The 26,338-nt window shown below is 73.6% G+C and carries 18 protein-coding genes and 1 pseudogene; 16 read left to right on the forward strand and 3 right to left on the reverse strand.

All coding sequences use genetic code 11. The annotated features are described in order from the left end of the window. Positions 1–137 precede the first annotated feature (137 nt). From KCH_RS25495 to KCH_RS25525, 7 genes are all read left to right on the forward strand, one after another. On the forward strand, positions 138–2,387 hold the full coding sequence (locus KCH_RS25495; protein ID WP_051653440.1) for an amylo-alpha-1,6-glucosidase: 2,250 nt from the start codon (positions 138–140) through the stop codon (positions 2,385–2,387). Positions 2,388–2,468: 81 nt separating this feature from the next. Further along, positions 2,469–3,227 carry an NUDIX hydrolase gene (locus tag KCH_RS25500; protein ID WP_035866818.1) on the forward strand — a complete coding sequence of 253 codons (759 nt, stop codon included), beginning with the start codon at positions 2,469–2,471 and terminating at the stop codon, positions 3,225–3,227. Between the two features lie 250 nt (positions 3,228–3,477). After that, on the forward strand, positions 3,478–4,728 hold the full coding sequence (locus KCH_RS25505) for an ATP-binding cassette domain-containing protein (protein ID WP_051653441.1): 1,251 nt from the start codon (positions 3,478–3,480) through the stop codon (positions 4,726–4,728). A 634-nt stretch (positions 4,729–5,362) separates the two neighbouring features. Continuing rightward, positions 5,363–6,172 (forward strand): hypothetical protein, encoded by an 810-nt coding sequence (locus tag KCH_RS25510; protein ID WP_157032192.1) that lies wholly within the window; start codon positions 5,363–5,365, stop codon positions 6,170–6,172. 361 nt (positions 6,173–6,533) lie between these two features. Then, positions 6,534–7,406 (forward strand): FadR/GntR family transcriptional regulator, encoded by an 873-nt coding sequence (locus KCH_RS25515; protein ID WP_035866823.1) that lies wholly within the window; start codon positions 6,534–6,536, stop codon positions 7,404–7,406. Between the two features lie 451 nt (positions 7,407–7,857). Continuing rightward, the gene (locus tag KCH_RS25520) at positions 7,858–9,474 is read left to right on the forward strand and encodes an RNA polymerase sigma factor (RefSeq protein WP_035866825.1); all 1,617 of its coding nucleotides are present in this window, start codon (positions 7,858–7,860) and stop codon (positions 9,472–9,474) included. 209 nt (positions 9,475–9,683) lie between these two features. Then, positions 9,684–10,535, forward strand: coding sequence for a S1 family peptidase (locus KCH_RS25525; protein WP_157032193.1), 852 nt, complete (start codon positions 9,684–9,686; stop codon positions 10,533–10,535). A gap of 109 nt (positions 10,536–10,644) precedes the next feature. Here the strand turns inward: KCH_RS25525 and KCH_RS25530 are convergent, their stop codons facing one another. Beyond that, on the reverse strand, positions 10,645–10,875 hold the full coding sequence (locus KCH_RS25530) for a DUF7455 domain-containing protein (RefSeq protein WP_035866827.1): 231 nt from the start codon (positions 10,873–10,875) through the stop codon (positions 10,645–10,647). 429 nt (positions 10,876–11,304) lie between these two features. Here KCH_RS25530 and KCH_RS25535 point away from each other — a divergent pair, with 429 nt between their 5' ends. From KCH_RS25535 to KCH_RS25560, 6 genes are all read left to right on the forward strand, one after another. Beyond that, positions 11,305–13,455, forward strand: a complete 2,151-nt coding sequence (locus KCH_RS25535) for a DNA gyrase/topoisomerase IV subunit B (protein WP_425268821.1) — start codon at positions 11,305–11,307, stop codon at positions 13,453–13,455. Positions 13,456–13,593: 138 nt separating this feature from the next. Then, complete coding sequence (locus KCH_RS25540) at positions 13,594–14,076, forward strand: CcdC protein domain-containing protein (protein WP_051653442.1); 483 nt, start codon at positions 13,594–13,596, stop codon at positions 14,074–14,076. A gap of 100 nt (positions 14,077–14,176) precedes the next feature. Next, complete coding sequence (locus KCH_RS25545; RefSeq protein ID WP_425268822.1) at positions 14,177–15,337, forward strand: sensor histidine kinase; 1,161 nt, start codon at positions 14,177–14,179, stop codon at positions 15,335–15,337. Between the two features lie 77 nt (positions 15,338–15,414). Next, positions 15,415–16,110, forward strand: coding sequence for a response regulator transcription factor (locus KCH_RS25550; RefSeq protein WP_244305690.1), 696 nt, complete (start codon positions 15,415–15,417; stop codon positions 16,108–16,110). Between the two features lie 201 nt (positions 16,111–16,311). Then, on the forward strand, positions 16,312–16,647 hold the full coding sequence (locus KCH_RS25555; protein WP_341865409.1) for a DUF485 domain-containing protein: 336 nt from the start codon (positions 16,312–16,314) through the stop codon (positions 16,645–16,647). Next, a complete protein-coding gene (locus tag KCH_RS25560; RefSeq protein WP_035866836.1) occupies positions 16,644–18,248 on the forward strand; it encodes a solute symporter family protein in 1,605 nt (534 codons plus the stop codon). The genes KCH_RS25555 and KCH_RS25560 overlap by 4 nt, the downstream gene beginning before the upstream one ends. A gap of 54 nt (positions 18,249–18,302) precedes the next feature. Here the strand turns inward: KCH_RS25560 and KCH_RS25565 are convergent, their stop codons facing one another. Next, positions 18,303–19,208, reverse strand: coding sequence for a sucrase ferredoxin (locus KCH_RS25565; protein ID WP_035873643.1), 906 nt, complete (start codon positions 19,206–19,208; stop codon positions 18,303–18,305). A 126-nt stretch (positions 19,209–19,334) separates the two neighbouring features. Further along, a pseudogene (locus tag KCH_RS25570) lies at positions 19,335–21,781 on the reverse strand (DNA gyrase/topoisomerase IV subunit A). 224 nt (positions 21,782–22,005) lie between these two features. Between KCH_RS25570 and KCH_RS25575 the strand changes: the two are divergent. The 3 genes from KCH_RS25575 to KCH_RS25585 all read left to right on the forward strand — a co-directional run bounded on the left by KCH_RS25575 (position 22,006) and on the right by KCH_RS25585 (position 26,281). Beyond that, positions 22,006–23,340, forward strand: a complete 1,335-nt coding sequence (locus KCH_RS25575) for a M16 family metallopeptidase (RefSeq protein WP_035866838.1) — start codon at positions 22,006–22,008, stop codon at positions 23,338–23,340. A 29-nt stretch (positions 23,341–23,369) separates the two neighbouring features. Then, positions 23,370–24,737 (forward strand): M16 family metallopeptidase, encoded by a 1,368-nt coding sequence (locus tag KCH_RS25580; RefSeq protein WP_035873646.1) that lies wholly within the window; start codon positions 23,370–23,372, stop codon positions 24,735–24,737. A gap of 350 nt (positions 24,738–25,087) precedes the next feature. Next, positions 25,088–26,281 carry an RtcB family protein gene (locus tag KCH_RS25585; protein WP_035866840.1) on the forward strand — a complete coding sequence of 398 codons (1,194 nt, stop codon included), beginning with the start codon at positions 25,088–25,090 and terminating at the stop codon, positions 26,279–26,281. Positions 26,282–26,338 lie beyond the last annotated feature (57 nt).

Raw genomic sequence — 26,338 nt, forward strand, 5'->3', positions numbered from 1 at the left:
CCCCGATCCGATCGGTGCCGGGGGCGGTGGCACCGGGCGCGACGGTCCCGGCGCGCGGCGGGGCGGCGCCGCGTGCCGACCATCCGTCAGCTCCCGCCGGGGCGGTGCCCGGTGGGGCGGGCGGCCGGTCGGAGCAGGTGGCCGGTGCGACGGCCCCGGGGCCGGCCCGGCAGCCGGGCCCGCCGGTGCCACCGCGGCCCCAGCCCTCGGCCGCGCACGACGTCCTGTGCGTCAACGCCCCGGCCATGGCGGCCTCCGGCCCGGACGGGCAACTCCGGGGCCAGGGCCTGCACGGCTTCTTCCGGCACGGGGTGCGCACGCTGGCCAGGATGGAGCTGCGGCTCGGCGGCATGGAGCCGCTGCCGCTCCAGGGCACCCTGACGTCCGCGGCGGCGGCGCGATTCGTCGGGTCGGTCCGGGTGCCGGGCGACCTGGATCCGGACCCGGCGCTGACGGTCGAGCGGCTGCGGCACGCCGACGGCGCGGAGACCGTGACGGTCCGGAACACCGGTGGCCGACCGGCCCGCCTCCCGCTGGAGATCGCCCTCGGCACCGACCTGGGCCAGCTCACCGACATCGCGGCGGGCCGGCGTTCGGCCGACTTGCCGGGCCAGGTCCAGCCCGCGGGCCTGCGCTGGGCCGGGCAGGGCCGCGCGGCCACCGTCAGCGCCCGCCCGTCGCCGCACGCGGTGCTGGCCGGCGCGGGCGTGCTCCGGTGGGACTTGGAGGTCCAGCCCGGCGCCCGCTGGTCCGTGGACCTGCGGGTCGAGCTGGAGAGCCCGTCGGCCGGCCGCCCACCGACCGGGCGCGGCCAGGGCGTTCCGCTGCCGTGGTCCGAGCCGGAGGTCCGGGCCGACGACCGCCGCGCCGCCCGCCTGGTCGACCGCGCCCTGGACTCGCTGGGCGGGCTGCTGCTCGCCGACGCGGACCGTCCGACCGACCTCTACACGGCCTCGGGCGCCCCCTGGCGCTTCGGCCTCACCGCCGCGGACGCACTCTGGGCTGCCCGGATGACGCTGCCGCTGGGCACCCGGCTCGCCGCCGGAACGCTCCGCGCGACAGCCCGCCGCCAGCACCTCGCACCCCAGCCACCGGCAGGCGCCGCCCGCCCGTCCGAAGCCGGCGGAAGTGACGCCTCGTCAAGTCCGGCAGCGGCCGGCCCGGCGGCGGGCGGGAGCTCGGCGGCCGGCGGCACCGGCGCGGCGTCACCAGCCCAGTCGGGCACGCCCCAGGGCACGGGGAGTCCGGCCGCCGCAGGGGCGGAGAGCGGTGCGACCGGGCAGGCCATGGACGGTGTGATCCCGGGGCCGCTGCGGCACGGCGGCCCCGAGCTGCCGGCCAGCTGCACGGCCACCGAGGCGACCCTGCTGTTCGTCACCGTGCTGGCGGAGGCCTGGCGTTGGGGCATGCCCCGGGCCGAGGTCGCCGAGCTGCTGCCGGCCGCGGAGCGTGCCCTCGGGGCGCTGCGGGCGGCGGTGGCGGAGGGGCCGGACGGTCCGGTCGGGTTCGTCACCGACTTCGGCCGGACGCCGGAGGAGCGGGCCGCCCGACCGGGTCCGGCCAGGTGCGAGGTCCAGGCGCAGGCCCACCGGGCGGCGCTCCAGGGCGCAGACCTGCTGGACGCGTTCGACCGCCCCGGGGCGGGGGAGTGGCGGGCCTGGGCGGCCGAGCTGCGGGAACGGTTCCGCGAGCAGTTCTGGATCGACGACCTCTCCGGCGGCCGTCCGGCGGCGGCGCTGCTGGCCCCGGACCGTCCGGTGCCGGCCCTCGCCTCCACCGTGGTCCACCTCTTCGACGTCGGCCTGGGCGCCGAGGGCGAACTCCACGAGGGCCTGCTCGACCGGGAACAGGCCAGACTGCTCGCCCAGCGGCTGGTGACCCCCGAACTCGACTGCGGGTGGGGCCTGCGGACGTTGAGCGCGAAGTCCCCGCGCTTCAACCCGCTCGGCCACCGCAGCGGCGTGGTGCGGGTGCAGGAGACCGCGCTAGCGGTCAGCGGGCTGGTGGACGCCGGGTTCGAGCGCGAGGCCGAAATACTGCTGGAGGGCCTGCTGGAGGCGTCCGCGCACTTCGACCACCGGCTGCCCGAGATGTACGCGGGCGAGCAGAAGGTCGCGGACTGCCCACCGGTGCCGCACCCTGCGGCCTGTCGGCCGGCCGCGATGTCGGCGGCCGCCGCGGTCCACCTGGTGCTGTCGCTGGCCGGCGTCCGGCCCGATGTGCCGTCAGGACGGGTGGCCACGCGTCCGGCGAGCACCGCACCGCTCGGCGCGCTGGAACTCACCGGCCTTCGGGTGGCCGGCGAGCCGTTCTCGGTCCGGGTCAGCCGGATCGGTGTCGCGGTGGTGGAGGAGGCGCCGTCGTTCCTGCAACTGGCTGCCAGCTGACTGCCCCGCGGGCGGCCCGGGAGACCGGAAAAGGGTCGTGGTCTGTGTTTTATCGTCAGAGAGACGACTAAGATCGGCGACATGTCGCGTTATGACCCGTCGGCCTTCCCCCCGTTCGCAGTCACGGTTGACCTGGTGGTGCTGACGGTGCGCGACCATGAGCTGTGCGCCCTGTTGGTGAAGCGCGGTGAGGCGCCGTTCAAGGGCTACTGGGCGCTGCCCGGCGGGTTCGTGCGACCCGACGAGGGCCTGGCCGAGGCGGCGTCCCGGGAGCTGGCGGAGGAGACCGGGCTGCGGGCGCAGACCGCGCCGGGCCAGGTGCTGGCGGGGCAGAACCCGTTCGGCGCGCACTTGGAGCAGCTCGCCACCTACGGCCATCCGCAGCGCGACCCCCGGATGCGGGTGGTGAGCGTCGCGTACCTGGTGCTCGCCCCGGACCTGCCGTCCCCGCGCGCGGGCGGCGACGCCAGCAGCGCCCGGTGGGCGCCGGTCAGCGAACTGTTCGGCGAGGACCGGAACGACGGCGAACTGCTGGCCTTCGACCACGGCCAGATCCTGGCGGATGGGGTGGAGCGAGCCAGGTCGAAGATCGAGTACTCCTCGCTGGCAACGGCCTTCTGCCCGCCCGAGTTCACCGTCGGCGAGCTGCGCCGGGTCTACGAGGCGGTCTGGGGCGTGGTGCTGGACCCGCGGAACTTCCACCGCAAGGTCACCGGCACCCCGGGCTTCCTGCTGCCCTCCGGCGGCACCACGACCCGTCAGGGCGGCCGCCCCGCACAGCTGTTCAAGGCGGGCGGGGCGACGGTCCTGAACCCGCCGATGCTCCGGCCCGAGGCCTGAGGTCCGGGGTCCGGGGTCCGCGCCGTGCGCCGCCCCGGGGTCGACTCCCGTGGTGGCAAAGGACGGTGACGTCGCATTAGGTCGGGCGTCAGTGGCGTGAGTGAGTTGTCGCCTGTTCGGGTGAGCTAGGCGCCAATACCGTCCACGACCCATCCGGAATGCCTGGTTTCATCGCTTCCGCGTCCTACTGTGCAGGCTCAGGCCCGGCGGACGAACCCCGGTCTGTCGGCGGGCGAGGGAGCGGGCGGCGATGATCCAGATCACCGGACTGACCAAGACGTACCGGAGGGGCCGGCCCCCGGCGGTGCTGGACCTGACCTTCGACGCCCGTCCGGGGATGATCACCGCGCTGCTGGGGGACGAGGGGGCGGGCAAGTCCACCGCGTTCCGGTTGATGGTGGAGCTCGAACGCGGCCACGGCATCACCCTGTTCGGCGGTCGCACCTACCGGCGGCTCCGGCGTCCGGAGCGGGAGGTGGGCGTGGTGCTGCCGTCCACCCGGCCGGAGGCCGGCCATCCGGGGCAGCGGGCCCGGGCGCACCTGCGGATGCTGGCCGGAGCGGTCGGCGTCCCGGTCCGGCGGGCCGACGAGCTGTTGGAGCAGATCCGGCTGACCCCCGTCGCCGACCACCGGATCGGCACCTTCTCCCCGGGCATGCACCGCCGACTCGCCCTCGCTGCCGCCCTACTCGGCGACCCCGGCACGCTGCTGCTGGACGCCCCGACTGAGGGCCTGTCCCCGCGCAGCGAGGAGTGGCTGCACGGCTTCCTGCGGTCCTTCGCGCTGACCGGCGGCACCGTGCTGATCTCCACCCGCAGCCCGGAGGAGGCCGCCGCACTCGCCGACCGGGTGGTCACCCTGGACACGGGTCGGCTGGCCGCCGACCAGCCGGTGGTGGAGTTCCGCCGCACCCGGCTGCACCCCGAAGTCCTGGTCCGCGGGCCGCAGATGGCCCGCCTGGCGGACCTGCTGGTCGCCCAGGGCGCCCACGTCCGGCGCGAGGGCGGCGCCGGTCTCGCGGTGAGCGGAGTCGGCCGCACCGAGATCGGTGAACTCGCCTACCGCAACGGCGTCCTGCTGCACGAGCTGGCCGACCGCGTCGTGCAGCGCCCGCTCTCCTACCCGGCCGCGCTGCCCAGCGGCCCGGACCCGTCCGGCAGTTCGACCCGCTCCGGCGAGGTGGCGATCCGGACGGACCGCCAGTACGCGGGCGAGCAGTCCCCGACGGACCCCGCTCCCACCCGCTCCCCGAGGCCCGCCGTCGTCGGCCGCCCGTCCGCCCACCCCGACAGCGAGCGCGTCGAGCGCACCGGGCGAACCGAGCGCACCGTCGATCACCGCGGCCTCCAGGCCGGTCGCTGGGCCGCCGCCGCACTCGCCCCCGACCCGTCCGCGCCGAACACCGCCGAGGCGCCAGCGCCGCCCCTTCGCCCGCCCCGGCAGCCCCGGCCGTGCCCGCGCCCACCACGGTGGCCCCGGCGGAGGCACCCGTCGACCTGATCCGGCGGGCACCCCGCGGCGCTTCGGCCCTCCGTCGCGCGAAGCCCCAACAGCCGCACCCCGACCGCCCGGTGAGCCAGGCCGCACCGGCACCGGTAGCAGCACCGGAACCGGCAGCAGCGCCCACCCCGGCGCCGCCCGACCCAGATCCGATCCTGCTCGACGCCGAACAGTTGGCCGCCAACCCGACCGACGCGGAACTGCTGACTCCCGCCCGGATCAGGGGAGTCGGCCGCACCCCCGCGCCGCCCCGGACGCCGCACCAGGCACCTGTGCACGTATCGGCGGCCCCGTCGGCGCACGCCCCGGTCCCGGCTCCGGAGCACGTCTCGGCACAGGCCCCTGTGCGTCTCCGTCCGGTCCACTCCGCCGAGTTGCGCCCCGCCGGTCAGGCGGATGAGGCAGGTCGGACGAGCCAGGCAGGTCGGACGAGTCAGGCGGCCCGGACGAGTCAGGCAGGGCAGGCGGGTCGGCCGAGCGGCACGGTGACGCAGGTCGGTCCGGCGGAGGGCCGGACGCAGGTCGCGGCGGGCGAGGGCGGGGCGAGCGCGTTGCGCAGGCGCGGCGCCGGTGACGAGAACGGGAGTGAGTGACGGTGCGTCTGGTGGCTTGTGAGGTGCGTCGGCTGCGCGGGGTGCGTTCCACGTGGATGGTGGTCGCGGCGGCGCTGCTGCTGAACGGCGCGGTGGCGGCGATGTCCGCCCAGCGGTTCCCGGCGGGGGAGTTGGCGGCGACGGACGCGGCGCGCGCGCTGGCGGGTGTCGTCCCGTGGCTGCCGCTCCCGCTGGCGGCGCTGGCCTCGGCGGTCCTCGGCGCGCTGGCGTACGGCAACGAGATGCGCTGGCCGGGTCTGGCCGCGTCGCGGGTGCGGCTCGGCCGTCGGCTGGGCGCGCTCGCCGCGAAGTCGGTGGTGGTCGGGGCGGCGGCGCTCCTGCTGGCGGTGGCGGCGCTCGCGGTGAACGCGGTGGTGGTCCGGTTCGTGATGCCCGGCGCGGTGGACGCCTCGTCCGTGCTCGCGTCGCCGGACTTCGCCGACCTGACGCACTTTCCGGGCCTCGCGCCCGCCCCGGCGGAGGGCCTGTTCGCAGCGGGCGGGGTCGGTCGCCTGCTGCCGGCGTACCTGGTGCTGGCGGTGGCGGGAGGCTGGGCCGGCCTGCTGCTGTCGGCACTGGTGCGCAGCGCCGTCGCGGGGGTCCTACTGGTCTGCGCGACGCCCGCCCTGCTGGAGCCGACCGCCGGCCTGCTGCTGCACCGCACTGGCCGGAACTGGCCTGTCTGGGTACGGGAGTTGCTGCCCTTCCAGTACGGCCTGAGCTGGGTGCGCGAGGCGGCCGACCGGACGGCGGCCGCGCTGGACACCGTGGTGGTCGCCGCCTTGCTGGCCCCGGCCGCGCTGCTGGTGCTGGCCGTGGTGATCGCCCAGTTCCGCCGCCGCGCACTCTAGGAGCCGACCCCGGCGGCACCCGCACCTGCCGCCGACCCCCTGCCCCCACGAACGCCCCGCCAGCGCCAGCGAACGCGCCCGCATCGCCCACGCTGACGCCATGACAGGCCGCCCTCGCCGCTCCCGCAGTGGGCGCCATCGCGCACAGCCACCCACGCGCCCGCCTGCACCACGGCACGCACCACCGCACACACCGCCGCCCGCACCGCCCCGGAACGGTCGCCGAATTCGAGCCAGGATGACCGATATGCGCATTTCTTGCTGATAAGAAGTCAATTATCCAGTCGCGGCCGATCACCCTTTCGTGTGCTTTTCAGGAGAATGCTCAAGACGGCTCCGCCGATCGCCGACAAAGGATGGCGTGAGTACCCTTGCGCACCCCACCGTGACCGCCGCTCGCCAGGCCGAGTCGATCTCCGCCTCCGAGCTGGACCGTTTCCCGTACGCCGACCGCCCGATGCCGCCCGCCCCCCGCTGGGAGGGCGCGGAGAGCGAACTCGCCCGGGCCGGGCGGAAGACCACCAGCAGCCGCGGCCGCGGCCTGCACGGCCAGCTGGTCCAGCAGCTCGGCCAGATGATCGTCTCCGGCGACCTGGGCGCCGACCGCCCGCTGGTGCCGGAGGAGATCGGCCAGCGCTTCGAGGTCTCCCGCACCGTGGTGCGCGAGTCGCTCCGGGTGCTGGAGGCCAAGGGCCTGGTCTCGGCCCGGCCGAACGTCGGCACCCGGGTCCGCCCGGTCAGCGACTGGAACCTGCTGGACCCGGACATCATCGAGTGGCGCGCCTTCGGGCCGCAGCGCGACGAGCAGCGCCGCGAGCTGTTCGAGCTGCGCTGGGCGATCGAGCCGCTGGCGGCCCGGCTCGCCGCCGGCCACGGCCGGGAGGACGTCCAGCACCGGCTGGTCGAGCTGACCGAGATCATGAGCCAGGCCGGCGGCCAGGGCGACCTGGTCAGCTACGCCCGCGCCGACGCCGAGCTGCACGGCCTGGTGCTGCAGATGGCGGGGAACCGGATGCTGGAGCACCTGTCCGGGATCGTGGCCGGCGCGCTCCAGGTGTCCGGCGGCTCCGGCACCACCTGCGAGCGCCCGTCCGACTCGGCGGTCAGCCTGCACACCCGCCTGGTCGACGCGCTCGGCACCGGTGACGGCACCGCCGCCGAGGCGGCCGTCCGGGCGCTGCTCACCGTCCACCCGGACATCGAGCACGCCGTTCCGGCTCCGCGGGAGCACTGAGCGGCCCAGCCCCGCCCGTTCCGAACGGATGGCCCTTCAGCTGCTCCACCCGCAGCCGGGGGGCCATCGGCGTGTCGCGTCCCACAGGGTGGCCCGTCCCACACCGGTCGGGAGGCCGGGCGACCGCCCGGACGGCCCCGCCTGCCCGGTGGGAGAAGGCGTCACCGGCCCCGTCCGCACCCCCGTCGGGGCCGCCGTCGATAGGCCGCCCGGGGCAGCCGGTACCGGCCGTCGGGTGGTGTGACGGGCGCCACGACGGGCATGCGTAACACTTGAGGGGCGGCAGCGATGTGTACGGAGCGGAAGCAGCTCCGGAATACCAGCACAGGCCTGATGGCTGTGTTGGTGCGCGGCGCTGCTGCCGTCCTGCAGACCCCGGTCACCGTCCACCCACCCGAGTTCCTCGGGCGGTCGGTGCGGGATCGTCCACTCATCGTCCGAGAGGTTGTTCGTGTCGGCCAGCACATCCCGTTCGCTTCCCCCCGAGATCGCCGAGTCCGCGGCACTGCTGGCGCTCATCGAGCGGGGCAAGGCCCAGGGGCAGATCGCCGGTGACGACGTGCGCCACGCGTTCGAGGCGGACCAGATCCCGGTCACCAAGTGGAAGAACGTCATGCGCAGCCTCAACCAGGTGCTGATTGAGGAGGGGGTGGAGCTGATGGTCAGCGCGGCCGAGCCGGCCGGCGCCAAGCGCAAGAGCGTCGCGGCCAAGAGCACCACCAAGCGCACCGCGACCAAGGCGGTCACCACCCGCACGCCGGTCGCCCAGACCAAGCCCCCGGTCCGGATCGCCCCCGCGGCGACCCCGGCCCCGTCGGTGGCGGTCGCCGCCGCGGTGACGACCAGTGAGGTCACCGTCGTCGAGACCATCGGTCTCGCCGACGCCCGTCCGGCGGCCAAGAAGGCCGCCCCGGCGAAGAAGGCGGTGGCCAAGAAGGCCGCCGCTCCCGCGAAGAAGACCGCCGCGAAGAAGACCGCCGCGGCCGGCAAGTCCGGCAAGGGCGACGAGGACATGATCGGCGAGGAGGAGCTCCTCGAGGACGTGGCCCTGCCCGGCGACGGCAAGGAGGGCGAGTCCGAGGAGGAGTCGGACCAGGGCTTCGTGCTCTCCGACGACGACGAGGACGACGCTCCGGCGCAGCAGGTCGCGGTGGCCGGTGCCACCGCCGACCCGGTCAAGGACTACCTGAAGCAGATCGGCAAGGTCCCGCTGCTCAACGCCGAGCAGGAGGTCGAGCTCGCCAAGCGGATCGAGGCCGGCCTGTTCGCCGAGGACAAGCTGAGCCAGGCCGACAAGCTCGCCCCGAAGCTCAAGCGCGAGCTGGAGATCATCGCCGAGGACGGCCGCCGCGCCAAGAACCACCTGCTGGAGGCCAACCTCCGCCTGGTGGTCTCGCTGGCCAAGCGCTACACCGGCCGCGGCATGCTGTTCCTGGACCTGATCCAGGAGGGCAACCTCGGTCTGATCCGTGCGGTCGAGAAGTTCGACTACACCAAGGGCTACAAGTTCTCCACCTACGCGACCTGGTGGATCCGGCAGGCGATCACCCGCGCCATGGCCGACCAGGCCCGCACCATCCGCATCCCGGTGCACATGGTCGAGGTCATCAACAAGCTCGCCCGCGTGCAGCGCCAGATGCTCCAGGACCTGGGCCGCGAGCCCACCCCGGAGGAGCTGGCCAAGGAACTCGACATGACCCCGGAGAAGGTCATCGAGGTCCAGAAGTACGGCCGCGAGCCGATCTCGCTGCACACCCCGCTCGGCGAGGACGGCGACAGCGAGTTCGGTGACCTGATCGAGGACTCCGAGGCGGTCGTCCCGGCCGACGCGGTCTCCTTCACCTTGCTCCAGGAGCAGCTGCACTCGGTGCTGGACACCCTGTCCGAGCGCGAGGCGGGCGTGGTCTCGATGCGCTTCGGCCTGACGGACGGTCAGCCGAAGACGCTGGACGAGATCGGCAAGGTCTACGGCGTGACGCGTGAGCGCATCCGCCAGATCGAGTCGAAGACCATGTCGAAGCTGCGTCACCCGTCGCGTTCCCAGGTGCTGCGCGACTACCTGGACTGATCCTCGGTCCCGAGTCACCTGGACGGGCCTCTCCGCCACCGGCGGAGGGGCCCGTTCGCGTGTCCGGGGGTCGCCCGATGGGGTGGCGGGGGCGCGGACTCCCGGCACGGCGGGTGACGGCGTGACTACGCTGGGCAGGTTGTCGCACTCCGACCGGTGCGGCTCCCGACCAGTGCACCTCGCCTGCACGCCGAACCCCTGGAGAACCGGTGCCCTTCCTGGAACCGTCCGCGCCTCGGCTCCGCCGCCGGGCGGTCGCGCTCGTCGCCCTGGCAGCCCTGCCCGCCCCGCTGATCGCGCTGGGCTCGGCCGCCCCGGCCGCGGCGCAGCGGCGGATCGTCGGGGGGACGGCCGCGAGCACCGGCGACCACCCGTGGATGGTGGCGCTGTCCAGCCGTCCGCAGTTCGGCTCGTCCCGTTCGGGGCAGTTCTGCGGCGGGGCGCTGGTCAGCCCGACCAAGGTGGTGACGGCCGCGCACTGCTTCTACGACGAGTCCAGCGGCCGGCCGACCGACCGGCCCTCGCTGCGGGTGATCGTCGGCCGGGACGACCTGCGGGGCAGCGCGGGGCGGGAGGTGGCGGTGCGCGGCGTGTGGATCGAGCCGGGCTACAGCTTCGCCGCGAACACCCGGGACGTGGCGGTGCTCACGCTGGCCGAGCCGCAGACCGACCGGCCGGTGCTGGAGATGGTCGGCGCGGGCGACAGCACCCCGTACGCGGCCGGGACGCCGGCCACCGTGTTCGGTTGGGGAGACACCCGGGGCAACGGCAGCTACTCGAACACGCTGCGGCAGGTGACGGTGCCGATCATCTCGGACGCCGCCTGCGGGCGGGCCTACCCGGGCGGGCAGGACAGCGCGTTCGACGCGCGCACCATGGTGTGTGCCGGTACGGCGCAGGGCGGCAAGGACGCCTGCCAGGGCGACAGCGGCGGCCCGCTGCTGGTGGCCGGGCGGCTGGCCGGGCTGGTGTCCTGGGGCGCCGGCTGCGCGGAGGCCGAGCACCCCGGCGTCTACACCCGGGTCTCGGCGGTGGCGGAGTCGGTGCGCACCGCGCTGTGAGCCGCGCGACAGCCCGGCGGCGGCCGGGCGAAAACGCCACGGCCGGGCAGCCCACCCCGAAGGGCGGGCTGCCCGGCCGTTCAGGCAGCTCGGGAGACGAGCGGGAGCGTCAGCGCTCGCCCTCGCCGGCCGTCGCCGAGGTACCCGAGAGGCGGTCGCTCTCGTCGTGTATCTCGACGGCGATCTTCTTGAGCTCGGGCTCGAACTTGCGCCCGTGGTGGGCGCAGAACAGCAGCTCTCCGCCGCTGGAAAGGACGACGCGCAGGTAAGCCTGAGCGCCGCAACGGTCGCAGCGGTCAGCCGCGGTGAGCGGGCTCGCAGGGGTCAGAACAGTAGTCACGTCGCCTCTTCTCTAGCTCGACGAGCTGTGTACCAGGATCAACATCCAACCAGGTCGAATTCGTTCCCGCTCGTGGCTTTTCTCTTTGAGGATTCTGCTGTCTCGTTGATGAGGGCGTGCCCCGGGCGCCGGTGGTTCATGCCTGCCGATTCCCATGGTGCGCCGATCACCTCGAACGCCCGATCGGGTCGGGGTCCGGGGTCCGCGTAGCATAATCCTCCGCTGGGTTGGAGCATAAGCCCCGTCCCGGACCCCGTTTGACCGCATCACAGCAGCTCCGCAGCCCTCTCCGGCCGCCCCGGTCCGCCAGGACCCGTGGTGTCGGCAGGAGATGGCAGGGTGGGGGCCGCGTTCGCGGCGGGAGTCGTGTTCGCGCAGCGCGTACAAGGCGCGCGGGCCTCGGCGGCCGGAGTCTCAGTTGCTGAGAGCATGCGGGGTGACCGTCAACATCGTGGAGGAGTGCAGAGCGTGAGTGGAGAAAAGACCGTCCCGTCCTCTCTGGTGACCGGTGAGGGCGGGTCCGACTACACCGCGCGGCATCTGCTCGTCCTCGAGGGGCTGGAGGCGGTCCGCAAGCGGCCGGGCATGTACATCGGGTCGACGGACAGCCGCGGCCTGATGCACTGCCTGTGGGAGATCATCGACAACTCGGTCGACGAGGCCCTCGGCGGCTTCTGCGACAGGATCGACGTTCTGCTGCACCAGGACGGCTCGGTCGAGGTGCGGGACAACGGCCGCGGCATCCCGGTGGACGTCGAGCCCAAGACCGGGCTGTCCGGCGTCGAGGTGGTGATGACCAAGCTCCACGCGGGCGGCAAGTTCGGCGGCGGCTCGTACGCGGCCTCCGGCGGTCTGCACGGCGTCGGCGCCTCGGTGGTGAACGCGCTGTCCGCCCGGCTCGACGTGGAGGTGGACCGGTCCGGCACCACCCACGCGATCAGCTTCCGGCGCGGCACCCCCGGCGCGTTCGCCGAGGACGGCCCGGACGGGAAGTTCACGGCCGGCAGCGGGCTGACCAAGAAGGGCAAGTTCGCCAAGACCCGGACCGGCACCCGGATCCGCTACTGGGCGGACCGGCAGATCTTCCTCAAGGACGCCAAGCTCTCGCTGGAGTCGCTGCACGCCCGCGCCCGGCAGACCGCGTTCCTGGTGCCCGGCCTGACCATCGTGGTCCGTGACGAGCGGCTGACGGAGAGCGAGAAGGTCGAGCAGGAGACCTTCCGCTTCGACGGCGGCATCAGCGAGTTCTGCGAGTTCCTCGCCCCCGACCGTCCGGTCTCCGACGTGCTGCGGCTGCGCGGCGAGGGCACCTTCAAGGAGACCGTCCCGGTGCTCGACGAGCTCGGGCACATGACCCCCACCGAGGTCACCCGCGAGCTCGGGGTGGACATCGCGCTGCGCTGGGGCGCCGGTTACGACAGCACGCTGCGCTCCTTCGTCAACATCATCGCCACCCCCAAGGGCGGCACCCACGTCAACGGCTTCGAGCGGCAGCTCGCCAAGACCGTCAACGAGGTGCTGCGCTCCAGCAAGCTGCTGCGGGTCGCCGAGGACGACATCACCAAGGACGACGCGCTGGAGGGCCTGACCGCGGTGGTCACCGTTCGGCTCGCCGAGCCGCAGTTCGAGGGGCAGACCAAGGAGGTGCTGGGCACCTCGGCGGCCAACCGGATCGTGGCCGCGGTGGTGGCCAAGGAGCTGAAGAGCTTCCTCACCTCCGCCAAGAAGGACGAGAAGCTCCAGGCCCGCGCGGTGCTGGAGAAGGTCGTGGCGGCCGCCCGGACCCGGGTCGCCGCCCGGCAGCACAAGGAGGCGCAGCGCCGGAAGACCGCGCTGGAGACCTCCTCGCTGCCCGCCAAGCTGGCCGACTGCCGCAGCGACGACGTGGACCGCAGCGAACTGTTCATCGTCGAGGGCGATTCGGCGCTGGGCACCGCCAAGCTGGCCCGCAACTCCGAGTTCCAGGCGCTGCTGCCGATCCGCGGCAAGATCCTGAACGTCCAGAAGGCGTCCGTGAGCGACATGCTCAAGAACGCCGAGTGCGCGGCGATCATCCAGGTCATAGGAGCGGGCTCCGGCCGGACCTTCGACATCGACCAGGCCCGCTACGGCAAGGTCATCTTCATGGCCGACGCCGACGTCGACGGCTCGCACATCCGCACCCTGCTGCTGACGCTGTTCCACCGCTACATGCGGCCGATGGTCGAGCAGGGCCGGGTGTTCGCGGCGGTGCCGCCGCTGCACCGGATCGAGCTGACCAACCCCAAGCGCGGCCAGGAGAAGTACCACTACACCTACTCGGACGCCGAACTGCGCCGCACCCTGCTGGAGTTCCAGGGCAAGGGGCTGCGCTGGAAGGACCCGATCCAGCGGTACAAGGGCCTCGGCGAGATGGACGCCGACCAGCTGGCGGAGACCACCGTCGACCCGCGGCACCGGATCCTGCGCCGGATCAACCTCGGTGACCTGGAGGCCGCGGAGAAGACCTTCGACCTGCTGATGGGCAACGACGTCGCACCGCGGCGGGAGTTCATCGTGGACTCGGCGGCCACCATGGACCGGTCCCGGATCGACGCCTGAGCACGGCCTGAGGAAGGGCTCTCCACCCACGGGTGGAGAGCCCTTCCTGCTGTGGTTCAACCCGTGCTCCGAGGATCCGGCGGCCCGTTCTCCGTAGCGTTCTTCCTGTCAGAGGAAACCGCCCGGAAGGCACCCGAAATGACTGCCCTGTCCAACGTCCTGATCGCCGTCGCCGTGATCGTCCTGGTGGTGGGCCGGCAGCTGCGGGCCCGTCGGCTGGACACCGAACGCCGGTTCTGGCTGCTGCCGTTGGTGCTCGCCGCGGTGGCGCTGCGCGACCCGGTGCTGATCGACCCGAACCACCAGGCCGCCGCCGCCCTGATCCTGGCCGGCTCGCTGGTCACCACGCTCGGCATGGGCTGCGCCTGGGGCTGGACCATGCGGATCTGGCGCGACCGGGACGGCGCCCTGTGGACCCAGGGCTCCACCGCCACCGTGTTCGCCTGGGTCGGCGCGATCCTGATCCGGGCCGGCTGGTACGGCGTGGGCGCCGCGCTGCACGTCCACCAGTCCAGCAGCGTGCTGATGCTGTCGCTCGGCCTGCTGCTGCTGGTCCGCTCGACGGCCGTCGCCTGGCGGGCCCGCCAGCTGGACGGCAGCAAGCACACGCTGGCCGCCTGACGGCCCGTCGGCCCCGCACCGGCCGCCCGGCGGCCGTCCGCCCCGGTACCGCCGACGCCACCCGGCGTCGGCGGTACCGGCATTGAGAGAGGATCGTCCGGTGAACACCCTGGAGCGCTGGACCCGCTGGCCGGCCGGAGACGTCCCGATCCGGGAGCGGCACTCGCGGGCCCGGCTGGTGCTGTCGCTGTTCGGGCGGATCGCGCTGCTGTCCACCGTGGTGTTCGGCACCTTCGCCGAACACCACTACGAGGGCTGGCGCCTGCTGCCCCCGATCGGCTGGATCGCGGCCGCCGCCGGGCTGTTCACCGGCTGGTACTTCGCCTGCCGGACGCAGAAGCTGTGGCAGGCGCTGGCCTGCGCCAGCGGGCTGCTGGTGGTCGCCGCGCTGGCCCAGGAGGGCGGGGCGAGGACCCTGGCCTCGGTGATCTGGTGCGGGCTCGCGGTGCTCGCGGTGGTCCGTCTGCCGCTGGCCTTCGGACTGGTCACCGCCGGTGCGGCGCTGGGCGGTTACAGCCTCGGCTCGGGCGACTCGGTGCTGATGGTGGTGGCCGTCGCGGGCGGCCTCGGGCTGCTCGGCTACCTGCTGCGGCTGGACAGCCAGGCCCGCTCCGCGCAGCGCGCGCTGCTCGCCCAGGAGCGGGCCGCGCAGGCGGCGCAGGCGGAGTCCGCGGCGCTCGCCGAACGGGCCAGGATCGCCCGGGAGATCCACGACGTGCTGGCGCACAGCCTGTCCGCGCAGCTGGTGCACCTGGAGGCTGCCCGGCTGATGCTGGACGCCGGCGCCGAGCGGGCCGAGATCCGCGAACGGGTGGTCGCCGCCCGGCGGATGGCGCAGGACGGGCTGGCCGAGACCCGGCAGGCGCTGTCCGCGCTGCGCGGCGAGTTCGCCCCGGTCGCCGAGTTCGTGGCCGGCCTGGTCGCGCAGGCCGGCGCCGAGCTGACGGTGGACGGGGTGCCCCGGCCGCTGCCCGCGGAGGCCGGGCTGGCGGTCCGCCGCACCGCGCAGGAGGCGCTGACCAACGCCCGCAAGCACGCGCCGGGCGGCCGGGTCGCGGTCCGGCTCGGCTACCTGGACGACGCGGTGGAACTGACGGTGCGCAACTCCGGCGCCCCGCGCGGCGCGGACCCGATGCTGGGCGGCAGCGGGAGCGGGTACGGTCTGCTCGGGATGCGCGAACGCGCGGAGTTGCTCGGCGGCGAACTGCTGGCGGGCCCCGAGGAGGGAGGGTGGCGCGTGCTGCTGCGGGTGCCGACGTGACGGGTCCGGGAACGACCGGAGGGCCGATCCGGGTGGTGGTCGCCGACGACCAGACCGTGGTGCGGGAGGGCATCGTGATGCTGCTCGGCCTGCTGCCGGGCATCACGGTGGTCGGCTCGGCGACGGACGGCGAGGAGGCGCTGCGGCTGGTCGCCGAGCACGCCCCCGACGTGGTGCTGATGGACCTGCGGATGCCGCGCTGCGACGGCGTGGAGGCGACCCGCCGGGTCCGCGCCGAGCACCCGGGCACCGAGGTGGTGGTGCTCACCACCTACGCCGACGACGACTCGCTGTTCTCCGCGCTGCAGGCCGGCGCGCGCGGCTTCCTGACCAAGGACGCCGGCGCGGAGGAGATCGCCCGCGCGGTGGCGGACGTCCGCTCGGGCGCGGCCGGGCTCTCCCCGCAGGTCCAACTGCGGCTGCTGGAGCGGCTGTCAAGCGCGCCGACGGCCGCCGCCGGAACACCCGCCGCCGGAACGCCCGCGGCCGGTACGCCGGTGGCCGAGCCGCCGGTTGCCGCCGGACCGCCGGTCGCGGAGCCGCCCGCGCGGGCCGCCCGGCCGGCGCTGCCGGACGGGTTGACCCAGCGGGAGGCCGAGGTGCTGGCGCTGATCGCGTCCGGACTGTCCAACGCGGAGATCGCCGAGAGGTTGTTCGTCAGCCCCGCAACGGTGAAAACCCATATCAACAACCTTTTTGCGAAGACGGCGGTCCGGGACCGCGCGCAGGCCGTCGCGTACGCCTTCAAGCATGGAATTTCGGAAGGTTCGTGACCGCACCTTCCTGTCGCTGGTTCGGGTGAACGTATCTTCACGGGTTTCGCCGTGTGGTTTGTGACGCTCCATCATGGTTCGGTCGTAGTGACCGGATTGATGAGGTGTGGGCAAGTGGCGCAACAGGAGAGAGTTGACTGGTGGGCCGCGTCCGCCTCCCGGCCCAGGGTGGTGGCGCAGCGGCGGAGTGCGGAAGCCGAGGTGCCCCCCACGGAGGAGCGGGTCGGCGGCGCGGTGTACCGGAGTGTCCAGGACAGTGAGGCGTTCCAGGAGATCCGGCGCGGCTACCGCTCGTTCGTGTTCCCGGCCTGTGCCGGGTTCCTGGCCTGGTACCTGCTGTTCGTGACGGCCCAGGCCTTCATGCCGGACCTGCTGGGCCGCCGGATCGCCGGGCCGCTGAACGTGGCCTGGGCGCTCGGCCTCGGCCAGTTCGCGTCCACGTTCCTGCTCACCTGGCTCTACGCCCGCAATGCCCGCACCAAGCGCGATCGAGCGGCCCTCGAACTGCGCTGGGACACCCAGGACCAGCTGCGATGACCCATCACCCCAACCACGGCCTCGCCGTGGCGCTGTTCGCCGTCGTCGTCGCCGTGACGCTGACCATCACGGTCTGGGTCGGCCGCCGCGGCCACGCCGCCGAGGACTTCTTCGCCGGCGGCCGGGACTTCTCCCCGCTGCAGAACGGCTTCGCCCTCTCCGGCGACTACCTGTCGGCCGCCTCCTTCCTCGGCGTCACCGGCCTGATCGCGCTGTACGGCTACGACGGCGTGCTCTACAGCATCGGCTTCCTGGTGGCCTGGCTGGTCGTGCTGATGCTGGTGTCCGAACTGGTCCGCAACGCGGGCCGGTACACGCTGGCCGACGTGCTGGCGCTGCGGATGCGGCAGCGGCCGGTGCGGGCCGCGGCCGGACTGTCGTCCATGGTCGTCACGCTGATGTACCTGATCGCGCAGATGGTCGGCGCGGGCAGCCTGGTCGCGCTGCTGCTGAACACCAACAGCGGGGCCGCCAAGGCGTGGACCATCATCGCGGTCGGCGCCCTGATGATCGTCTACGTGACGGTCGGCGGGATGCGCGCCACCACCTGGATCCAGATCGTCAAGGCCTTCCTGCTGGTGGGCGGTTCGGTGCTGCTCACGGTGCTGGTGCTGGCCCGCTTCCACGGCGACCTGGGCGCGCTGATGGAGACCGCGGCGCGGCGCAGCGGCGAGGGCGAGAAGTACCTGCAGCCGGGCCTCAACTACGGCTCCGGGGTGATCAGCCGGCTGGACTTCGTCAGCCTCGGCCTGGCGCTGGTGCTCGGCACCGGCGGCCTGCCGCACATCCTCAGCCGGTTCTACACGGTGCCGACCGCGCGGGCCGCCCGGCGCTCCACGATGTGGGCGATCGGCCTGATCGGCTCGTTCTACCTGATGGCGATCGTGCTCGGGCTCGGGGCGGGCGCGGTGGTCGGCGGGCACGACCTGCGGGCGGCCAACTCGGCGGGCAACACGGCGGTTCCGCTGCTCGCCCTGGACCTCGGCGGCGGCGACGGCTCGACCTGGGGCCTGCTGCTGTTCGCGGTGATCTCCGCGATCGCGTTCGCCACCATCCTGGCGGTGGTCGCCGGACTCACCCTGGCCTCCTCCGCCGCCTTCGCCCACGACCTGTACGCCCGGGCGCTGCGGCGCGAGAACGGCCGGCAGGTGTCCGAGCGCGAGGAGGTGATCGCGGCCCGGGTCTCCGCCGTCGTGATCGGCGGCCTCGCGATCGTGCTCAGCCTGTACGCGCAGCGGCTGAACGTCGCGTTCCTGGTCGGCCTGGCCTTCGCGGTGGCCGCCTCCGCGAACCTGCCGACGCTGCTGTACTCGCTGTTCTGGAAGCGCTTCTCCACCCGCGGCGCGGTCTGGTCGGTGTACGGCGGCCTGGTCCCGGCGGTGGTGCTGGTGCTGTTCTCGCCGGTCGTCTCCGGGACGAAGACCTCGGTGATCCCCGGGATGGACTTCCACTGGTTCCCGCTGGAGAACCCCGGCCTGGTCTCCATCCCGCTGGGCTTCCTGGCCGGCTGGCTGGGCACCCTGCTGGACCGCGAGCCCGCCGACGAGGACGGCTACGCCGAGCTGGAGGTCCGCGCCCTGACGGGTGCCGGCGCCGCCTGACGGAGCGTCGACGGCCGGGCCCGCACCCTCCCGGGTGCGGGGCCCGGCCGTTTCTCAGCCGGTGAGCGCTTCGAGGGCGGTGACGTCCATCCGGGACGGGGTGCCCGGGGCCTTGCCGCAGCTCTCCGGTCGGGGCGGCTCGCTCGCGGACTCCGCCACCGTCGCCCGCCAGCGGCGCCCGTCGGCGTGCCGCACCTCCACCGTCCAGCCGTCGCCGTCCCGCTGCTGACGCATGGTCAGGTCGGCCGCGGCGCTCTCCCCGGTCAGCTCGCGGACGGCCTGCTCCGCCGCCTGGGAGGGGCGCGGCCAGTACGAGCGGCCGCGGGAGTGGGCGGGGACGGTGTGGCCGGCGGCGGTGGCGGCCAGCACCTCCTTCGCGGACTCCGCGGTGAGCCGGCCGTACGCGTAGCCGTGCGGCAGCACCAGCATGGTGGGGGAGAAGCGGTGCCCGCCGAGGTGGGTGACCTCCCAGGCCTCGCTGTGGCCGGCGGCCGCGAGGTCGGCGGCCAGCGGGCGGCCGAGCAGCGCGCAGCAGCGGTCGCGGCGGCCGTTGGTGCACACCAGGGCGATCGGGCCGCCGACGTGCTCGGCGCCGAAGCCGCCGTGCCGGCCCGCGCCGAGGGCGGCGAAGTCGAGGTCGAGCAGCGCGGCGGGGGAGTCGATCCGGGCGCGGCGCACCCACGGGTCGGCGGGCGAGGTGTGCGCGATCAGCACCTCGTGCCGGGCCGCGGTGTCGGTGTCGGCGTGCCGCCCGGGCCGGCGGATCAGCGCGATCCGGACGCCGGTGCCGTCGGCCGCCCGGTCGAGCGCCGCCCCGAGTTCCGGATCGAGGTGGCTCGCGGTGAGCGCCTTCGCGCCCCAGGGGCCGGGCTGTTCGAGGAGCAGCCAGGTGGTGGCGGTGGCCGCGGTGGCCGCCAGCGGCTCGGTCAGTTCGCGCGACAGCGTCGTACAGGTGCTCACCCGCCACACACTAGTGCGCCGCCGCGGCCCGGCCGCGGAGGGACGGGCCGCCCGGTGGACGCGGAACGGCGGGAACCTCCCGGGAGGCCCCCGCCGTCGGGCAGTTGACGTGCCGTCAGGCCGGCGTCACATCCGGCCGCCGACCGCCGCGATCTGCGCGGGCACCGGCGTGCCGGAGCCGTCGCGGCGCGGGTCGCGCTCCGGGAGGGCGACCGGCTGGCCGTTGGCGGCGGCGCCGAGCGCGGGCACCGGGCCGGCCCAGGCGAACGCCAGGCCGTCCTCGCCGCGCAGGAAGCGCTGGCAGCGGACGCCGCCGGTGGCGCGGCCCTTGCGCGGGTACTGGTCGAACGGGGTGAGCTTCCAGCTGGTCTGCTCCTCGCCGGCCAGCGTGCCGGAGGCGGCGGCCACCGAGAGGACCACCGCGTCCTCCGCCGGGTCGACGGCGGTGAAGGACAGCACCCGGGCGCCGTCGGCCAGCTTGATGCCGGCCATGCCGCCCGCCGGGCGGCCCTGCGGGCGGACCTGCCCCGCCGGGTAGCGCAGCAACTGGGCGTCGGAGGTGAGGAAGACCAGGTCCTCCTCGCCGGTGCGCAGCTCGACCGCGCCGATCACGGCGTCGCCGTCCTTGAGCGCGATCACCTCGAACTCGTCCTTGTTGGCGGGCCATTCGGGCACCACCCGCTTGACCACGCCCTGCACGGTGCCGAGCGCCAGGCCCGGCGAGGACTCGTCCAGCGTGGTCAGCGCGAGCGCCTTCTCGTCGGCCTCCAGGCGGAGGAACTCGGAGACCGCGGCGCCGCCGGACAGCGCCGTGGTGCCCGGGGCAGCGCGGGCAGGTCGATCACCGGCAGGCGCAGCACCCTGCCGGCCGTGGTGACCACGCCGATGTCGCCGCGCGCGGTGGCGGGGACGGCCGAGGCCACCACGTCGTGCCGGGCCCGGGACGGCTCGTCGGTGACCGGCTCCAGGTCGAAGGTGCGGGCGAGCAGGCCGGTGGAGGACAGCAGCACCCGGCACGGGTCGTCCGCGACCTCCAGCGGGACGGCCAGCGCCGCCGAGGGCACCGAACCGGCCTCCAGCAGCACGGTGCGCCGCTCGGTGCCGAACTGCTTGGCCACCGCGCCGAGTTCGGAGGACACCACGGAGCGCAGCTTGGTGTCGGACTCCAGGATCTCGGTCAGCTCGGCGATCTCCTTGAGCAGCTTGGCCTGCTCGGCCTCCAGCTCGACCCGGTCGAAGCGGGTCAGCCGGCGCAGCGGGGTGTCCAGGATGTACGCGGTCTGCGTCTCGGACAGGCCGAAGCGCTCCATCAGCCGGTCCTTGGCCTGGGCCGCGTCGTCGCTGCTGCGGATGATCGCGATGACCTCGTCGATGTCGACCAGGGCGACCAGCAGGCCCTCGACCAGGTGCAGCCGGTCCTGGCGCTTGCGGCGGCGGAAGTCGCTGCGCCGCTTGACCACCGTGAAGCGGTGGTCGACGTAGACCTCCAGCAGCTCCTTCAGGCCCAGCGTCAGCGGCTGGCCGTCGACCAGCGCCACGTTGTTGATGCCGAAGGTCTCCTCCATCGGCGTCAGCTTGTACAGCTGCTCCAGCAGCGCCTCGGGGACGAAGCCGTTCTTCACCTCGATGACCAGCCGCAGGCCGTGCTCGCGGTCGGTGAGGTCCTTGACGTCGGCGATGCCCTGGAGCTTCTTCGCGTTGACCAGGTCCTTGATCTTCCCGATCACCTTCTCCGGGCCGACCGTGTACGGCAGTTCGGTGACCACGATGCCCTTGCGGCGGGCAGTGACGTTCTCGATCGTGGCGGTGGCCCGGATCTTGAAGGTGCCGCGGCCGGACTCGTACGCGTCGCGGATGCCGGACAGGCCGACGATCCGGCCACCGGTCGGCAGGTCCGGACCGGGGACGAACCGCATCAGGGTTTCCAGGTCCGCGTTCGGATGCTTGATCAGGTGCCGGGCGGCGGCCACCACTTCGGACAGGTTGTGCGGCGGCATGTTGGTGGCCATGCCGACCGCGATGCCGGTGGCGCCGTTGACCAGCAGGTTCGGGTACGCCGCGGGGAGCACCTGGGGCTCCTGCTCGGAGCCGTCGTAGTTCGGGCCGAAGTCGACGGTGTCCTCGTGGATCGACTCCACCATCGACATCGAGGCCGCCGTCAGCCGGGACTCGGTGTAGCGCATCGCGGCCGGCGGGTCGTCGTTGCCGAGCGAGCCGAAGTTGCCGTGACCGTCGATCAGCGGCAGCCGCATCGAGAACGGCTGCGCCATGCGCACCACCGCGTCGTAGATCGAGGCGTCGCCGTGCGGGTGCAGACGGCCCATCACCTCGCCGACCAGGCGCGCGCACTTGACGTGGCCGCGCTCCGGGCGCAGCCCCATCTCGTTGGCCTGGTACAGGATCCGGCGGTGCACCGGCTTCAGGCCGTCGCGGGCGTCCGGCAGGGCGCGGGAGTAGATCACGGAGTACGCGTACTCCAGGAACGAGCCCTGCATCTCGTCCACGACATCGACATCGAGGATGCGCTCCTCGAAGTCACCGGGCGGCGGGGTGGGCGAACTGCGGCGGGCCATCGCTGCGGGGCTCCCTTGCGGTACTGGGGTCGGACGCGGGCGTGAACGCCCCCCATTGTGGACCCTCGGTGGGACACCACCCGTCACCCGGGCCGCTTCCGCCGCTGGCGAACGCGCCGGGCGGCCGGACACCTGACGGCGGCGCCGGGCGTTGCACCAGAATGGGGGACGTCACAAGCCCCCGGCCCGGACACTCCGGAACCGACGACGGGAAGGACCCCCGCATGGCCAACCCCGGCCCCGCCAGCGGCCTCGCCATCACCGAACACCGCCTGGCCAACGGCCTGCGCGTGGTGCTCTCCGAGGACCACCTCACTCCGGTCACCGCCGTCTGCCTCTGGTACGACGTGGGCTCCCGGCACGAGGTCAAGGGGCGCACCGGGCTCGCCCACCTCTTCGAGCACCTGATGTTCCAGGGCTCGGCCAACGTCTCCAACAACGGGCACTTCGAACTGGTCCAGGGCGCCGGCGGCTCGCTCAACGGCACCACCAGCTTCGAGCGCACCAACTACTTCGAGACCATGCCCGCCCACCAACTGGAGCTCGCGCTCTGGCTGGAGGCCGACCGGATGGGCTCGCTGCTGGCCGCCCTGGACGACACGTCCATGGAGAACCAGCGCGACGTGGTGAAGAACGAGCGCCGCCAGCGCTACGACAACGTGCCCTACGGCACCGCGTTCGAGAAGCTCACCGCGCTGTCCTTCCCCGCGGACCACCCGTACCACCACACCCCGATCGGCTCGATGGCCGACCTGGACGCCGCCACCCTGGAGGACGCCCGCGCGTTCTTCCGCACCTACTACGCGCCCAACAACGCGGTGCTGTCGATCGTCGGTGACCTCGACCCCGAGCAGACCATCGCCTGGGTGGAGAAGTACTTCGGCTCGATCCCCGGCCACGACGGCAAGCAGCCGCCGCGCGACGGCACGCTGCCCGCCACCATGGACGGCGAGTCCCGCGAGCTGATCCGCGAGGACGTCCCGTCCCGCGCGCTGATGGCCGCCTACCGGCTGCCGCACGACGGCACCCGGCAGGCCGACGCCGCCGACCTCGCGCTGACCATCCTCGGCAGCGGCGAGTCCTCCCGGCTGTACAACCGGCTGGTCCGCCGCGACCGCACCGCCGTCGCCGCCGGCTTCGGCCTGCTGCGGCTCTCCGGCGCGCCCTCGCTGGGCTGGCTGGACGTCAAGGCCGGGGCCGGCGCCACCATCGAGCAGATCGAGGCCGCCGTCGACGAGGAGCTCGCCCGGTTCGCCGCCGAGGGCCCCACCGCCGAGGAGCTCGAGCGCGCCCAGGCCCAGATCGAGCGCGAGTGGCTGGACCGGCTCACCACCGTGGCCGGCCGCGCGGACGAACTCTGCCGCTACGCCGTCCTGTTCGGCGACCCGAAGCTGGTCAACAACGCGCTGGCGAAGGTCCTCGACGTCACCGCCGAGGAGGTCCGGGAGGTGGCCGCGGCCCGGCTGCGCCCCGACAACCGGGCGGTGCTGGTGTACGAGCCGACCCCCGACGACAGCAACGACGACGACAGCTCCGAGAACGAGGAGGCGGCGGCGTGAGCGACACCCCCGCGCAGTACGTGCCGGCGATGGACTTCCACCCGCAGCCGCAGCCCGGCACCCCCACCCCGTGGGCGTTCCCGGCCCCCGAACGGCTCACCCTGGCCAACGGCCTGACGGTGCTTCACTGCCACCGCCCCGGCCAGCAGCTGGTCGCCGTCGACATGGTGCTGGACGCGCCGCTGGCCGCCGAGCCGGAGGGCCTGGACGGCGTCGCCTCGATCCTGTCCCGGGCGCTCTCGGAGGGCACCGACACGCTCACCGCCGAGCAGTTCGCGGCCGAGCTGGAGCGGGCCGGCGCCACCCTGGACACCCACGCCGACCACCCGGCGCTGCGGGTCTCGCTGGAGGTCCCGGCCTCCCGCCTGGAGCGCGGCCTGACCCTGCTCGGCGACGCCCTGCGGGTGCCGGCGCTGCCCGCCGAGGAGATCGAGCGGCTGGTCGCCAACCGCCTCGACGAGATCGTCCACGAGCAGGCCAACCCGGCCCGCCGGGCCGCGAAGGCGCTGTACGCCTCGCTGTTCGCCGAGTCCGACCGGCTGTCCCGGCCGCGGGCCGGCTCCACCGACAGCGTCAAGCGGATCGACCGGGACGCGGTGAAGGCGTTCTACGACGCCCACCTGCGCCCGTCCACCGCCACCGCCGTGGTGGTCGGCGACCTCACCGGCATCGACCTGGCCGCGCTGCTGGAGTCCACCCTCGGCCGGTGGAGCGGCGAGAGCCGCGAGCCGTCGGCGCACGGCCCGGTGACCGCGGACGACACCGGCCGGGTGGTGATCGTCGACCGGCCCGGCTCGGTGCAGACCCAGCTGCTGATCGGCCGGATCGGCCCGGACCGGCACGACCCGGCGTGGGCCGCGCAGGTCCTCGGCACCTACTGCCTCGGCGGCACCCTCACCTCCCGGCTCGACCGGGTGCTGCGCGAGGAGAAGGGCTACACCTACGGCGTCCGGGCGTTCGCCCAGCCACTGCGCTCCGCCGCCGACGGCTCCGGCCGCGGGCTGCTGGCGATCAGCGGCTCGGTGGACACCGAGTCCACCGCGCCCGCCCTTCAGGACACCTGGACCATCCTGCGCACCCTCGCCGCCGAGGGCCTCACCGACGCCGAGCGCGAGGAGGCCGTGCAGTTCCTGGTCGGCGTCGCCCCGCTCAAGTACGAGACGGCCGGCTCGGTCGCCGCGACCCTGGCCGACCAGGTCGAGCAGTACCTGCCCGACACCTACCAGGCCGAGTTCTACCGCCAGCTCACCGAGCTCGACACCGACGCGGCGACCCGCGCCGTGGTCGCCGCCTTCCCGCCGGACCGGCTGGTCACCGTGCTGGTCGGCGACGCCTCGGTGATCGCCGAGCCGATCAAGGCGCTCGGCATCGGCGACGTCACGGTCATCGCCAACTGACGTCCCGTCAGCAGGGCCCGGCGGAGCGTCAGCTCCGCCGGGCCTTCGGCGTTTTATTGCCTTGCGCGCCGTCAGTGCCGCGTGGGTAGATGTCCCCGGCCGCACGAGAGGCGCGCGGCCGGAACGAGCGATGCGGAAGGAGGCGGTCACCATGCGGGTCGAGCCACGACGACGCTCCCCGAGGCTGCCCTTCCGTTGTTCGCCACGAACTGCCTGAGCAGTCGCCGCGCAGCACCGTCTGCCGCCCGCGGTCCCGCCCTGCCGGGCCGCGCCCCCGATCTTCCCCGCCGCCGCACCGGGCGTTCTCGTGCGGCACCCTTGACATCACCGACCCAGGAGGTCGAACCCTTATGTCGTACACCGAGATTCCCGGCGCCCGGGTCCCGATCCGGATGTGGACCGACCCGGCCGCCGTCGAGGGCCAGGCCCTGCAGCAGCTGCGCAACATCAGCACGCTGCCCTGGCTGCACGGCCTCGCCGTGATGCCGGACGTCCACCTGGGCAAGGGCGCCACCGTCGGCTCCGTCATCGCCATGAAGGGCGCGGTCTGCCCGGCCGCGGTCGGCGTCGACATCGGCTGCGGGATGACGGCCGTCAAGTCCTCGCTCACCGCGAAGGACCTGCCGGACGACCTGTCCCGGCTGCGCCACCGCATCGAGCAGGCCATCCCGGTCGGCCGCGGCCTGCACAGCGACCCGGTCGACCCGGGCGCGCTGCACGGCCGGTCCACCGCCGGCTGGGACGACTTCTGGCGGCGCTTCGACGACATCGCGCCCGAGGTCCGCTGGCGGCGCGAGCGCGCCGCCCTGCAGATGGCGACGCTCGGCAGCGGGAACCACTTCATCGAGCTGTGCCTGGACGACGACGGCGCGGTCTGGCTGATGCTGCACTCCGGCTCGCGGAACATCGGCAAGGAGCTCGCCGAGCACCACATGACGGTCGCCCGCTCGCTGCCGCACAACCAGGGCCTGATCGACCGCGACCTCGCGGTCTTCATCGCCGACACCCCGCAGATGGCCGCCTACCGCTCCGACCTGTTCTGGGCGCAGGAGTACGCCAAGCACAACCGGGCGCTGATGATGGCCCTGTTCCAGGACGCCGTCCGCCGCGAACTGCCCAAGGCTCGGGCCACCTTCGGCGAGATGATCTCCTGCCACCACAACTACGTCGCCGAGGAGCGCTACGACGGCGTCGACCTGCTCGTCACCCGCAAGGGCGCGATCCGGGCCGGCTCCGGCGAGTACGGGATCATCCCCGGCTCGATGGGCACCGGCTCGTACATCGTGAAGGGCCTCGGGAACGCGGCCTCCTTCAACTCGGCCTCGCACGGCGCCGGCCGCAAGATGAGCCGGACGGCGGCGAAGAAGCGCTTCACCACCAAGGACCTGGTCGAGCAGACCGCCGGCGTCGAGTGCCGCAAGGACTCCGGCGTGGTCGACGAGATCCCCGGCGCGTACAAGCCGATCGAGAAGGTCATGGCCCAGCAGAAGGACCTGGTCGAGGTGGTCGCCCACCTCAAGCAGGTGATCTGCGTCAAGGGCTGACGCCCCGTCAGGGTTCCGGCGGGGCCGGGAGCAGGCGCCGCGCTCCCCGGCCCCGCC

Origin of the sequence: Kitasatospora cheerisanensis KCTC 2395 (assembly GCF_000696185.1) — a bacterium.
GTDB classification, from domain to species: Bacteria; Actinomycetota; Actinomycetes; order Streptomycetales; family Streptomycetaceae; genus Kitasatospora; species Kitasatospora cheerisanensis.